At 66.8% G+C, this 1,752-nt stretch carries 1 protein-coding gene; it reads right to left on the bottom strand.

The genetic code is table 11. The features are described from left to right. Nucleotides 1–1,752 (bottom strand): non-ribosomal peptide synthetase (locus EZI54_RS23625; protein WP_131484298.1); only part of this gene is annotated, 1,752 nt, incomplete at both ends.

Raw genomic sequence — 1,752 nt, forward strand, 5'->3', positions numbered from 1 at the left:
GCCACACCACCTGCACCGGCTCCGGCAACCCTTCCCACTGCACCCCCGTGCGCAGGATGTCGTGCCGGCCAATCACCGCCTGCAAGGCCGACAGGAAAGCGTCCAGCCGCTCCCGGCTGTCGAAGGCAAACTGCGACCACAGCAGGTAGGGATCGCCCGCCCCTGCCGACAGGTGGTGGTACAACACCCCTTCCTGCAACGGCGCCAGCGGGTAGATGTCCTGCACGTTGGCCGCACCGCCATCCACCGCCGCCACGATGCCGTCGAGCGCCTCCTGCGACAACGCCACCAGCGGCAGCATCGACGGCTCAAGCGCCGTACAGCCTTCGGGAATACCATTGGGCGGTACTGCGATGTCAGTAACACCACTCACCGCCCCGGCCAGCGCCGACAACGTCGGCTGCGCGAACAGCACCCGCACGTCCGCCTGCAGCTCCGCCTGGCGCATCCGCTCGATCAGCCGCACCGCCAACAGCGAGTGACCGCCCAGGGCAAAGAAGTTGTCGTGCCGGCTCACCCGCTCCACGCCCAGCAGCTCCTGCCAGATCCCGGCCAGCGTCTCTTCCACCGCGCCCCGCGGTGCCTCGTAGACGGCCCGCACATAGGCGTCGTCTTCCGGCGCCGGCAAGGCCTGGCGGTCCAGCTTGCCGTTCGGCGTCAGCGGTAACTGCTCCAGCGCCACGAACGCCGCCGGTACCATGTAGGCCGGCAGTGCCGCCTGCAGGTGCGCCCGCAAGACCTCCGCCCCGGCCGAGCCGGTGTAATACGCCACCAGCCGCTTGGCGCCGGACGCATCCTCGCGGGCTACCACCGCTGCCTCGCGCACGTCGTCATGCCCCTGTAGGCACGCCTCGATCTCGCCGGTCTCGATCCGGAAGCCCCGGATCTTCACCTGGAAGTCGTTACGGCCCAAATACTCGATGTTGCCGTCGGGCAAGTAGCGCCCGAGATCGCCTGTGCGGTACATCCGCGCGCCCGGCTCGGCACTGAACGGGTCCAGCACGAAGCGCTCCGCCGTCAGCTCCGGACGGTCCAGGTAGCCCCGCGCCACGCCGGCACCGCCAATGTACAGCTCGCCCACCGTGCCCAGCGGCACCGGCTCACCCCCGGCGTCGAGCAGGTAGATCCGTGTGTTCGCAATCGGACGGCCGATATGGGTGGCAAAACCGCTCGCCCGATCCATCGGCACCCAGCTCGAATAGGTCGTCGTCTCCGAAGGACCATACAGATTGCAGATCCGATCGATATCCGTCTCGGCAAATGCACGCTCCACCAACGAACGCCGCAGCGGTTCGCCGGCGACGTTGACCGTCCGGAGACTCCGGGCAAGGCCCCGCTGGTCCAACAATGCCTGCAGTGCGGAGGGCACGGTGTTGAGCAAATCGATCCGGGTCACCGGCGCCGCCAATGCCGTATCCACCACCTCGACCTGCCCACCCCAGCTCAGCGGACCAAAACATTCATAGACCGCGAGATCGAAATTCAGTGATGTCGAAAACAGCACATGGCGCAGTTCTTCGGCACCGAAGGCGTCCCTGACCCAATGCAGGAGATTGACCGTATTCCTGTGCTCGATCATCACTCCCTTGGGTTGGCCGGTCGAGCCGGAGGTGTAGATCACGTAAGCCAGGTGCGAAACCGTCAGCCCACCCCGTTCGGGATTGTCCGCCGGGTAGGAGGTCCAGGGCGCACTGTCGTCCAGCGCAATCACCGGACAGTCGCCCGTGGCCAGCGTCGGCACGTCGCCGTGCA

The sequence above is a fragment of the Marinobacter halodurans genome, from assembly GCF_004327985.1.
Classification (GTDB): domain Bacteria; phylum Pseudomonadota; class Gammaproteobacteria; order Pseudomonadales; family Oleiphilaceae; genus Marinobacter_A; species Marinobacter_A halodurans.